The following is a 654-nucleotide window of genomic DNA, read 5'->3' as shown; positions in this document are numbered from 1 at the left end:
ATTACTCTTGACAAAATTGCTCTTATACAATTCCCAAGCTTCCTTCAAATGGTAGGCTCGATAGGTATAACCATGCTCCGCATACAAACTCATCAGGGTGGCACTAGCTGGTGCCAAACCAAAGACCACTCCTCCTGCTAGTGTTAATAGCCAGAAATAAGCCGTCGCAATCATTCCCAAAAAGATACGATTAAAGACGAATTCTAGAAACTTTCCCATGCTACTCTCCTTAAACTAACGATGTAACTATTATATCATATTTCAAGCGTTTTCAAAAATTTAGAACTCCCATTTACAATCCTCAAAAAGCGTGATACAATTGGTTTTGTTAATTCGCATCAAGGAGATTCTCATGAAGAAAAATATCTTAACCACCCTCTTGGCCGCCGTCCTTTATTTCCTCTGTCTAGGGATTGGAGTCTTCCTAGGACACCTGGTCGATCAAACAGGCAATATGTTCTACGCGCCGGCCTTTTCTGCCCTTGTCGGTGGCAGTGTCTACATGCTTCTTTTGACGAAGGTCCCTCGTTTTGGCGCTATCACCACTCTAGGACTTTTTATGGCACTTTTCTTCCTAGCTAGCAAGCATGGCGCTGGTGCCTTTCTCCCAGGACTCGCCTGTGGTCTTGCAGCAGATGCCATCGCTCGTCTCGG

At 44.5% G+C, this 654-nt stretch carries 2 protein-coding genes; one reads left to right on the top strand and one right to left on the bottom strand.

Annotated elements, in window-relative coordinates; translation table 11 throughout:
• A partial coding sequence (locus GMD6S_RS09890; RefSeq protein WP_000514458.1) for a DUF624 domain-containing protein occupies window positions 1–219 on the bottom strand: 219 nt, incomplete at its 3' end.
• 133 nt (window positions 220–352) lie between these two features.
• Here GMD6S_RS09890 and GMD6S_RS09885 point away from each other — a divergent pair.
• A partial coding sequence (locus GMD6S_RS09885; RefSeq protein ID WP_000739504.1) for an MptD family putative ECF transporter S component occupies window positions 353–654 on the top strand: 302 nt, incomplete at its 3' end.

Source organism: Streptococcus sp. GMD6S (assembly GCF_000297015.1).
Note: the sequence above shows the minus strand (reverse complement) of the source record. Positions and strands in the feature narration are given on the sequence as shown.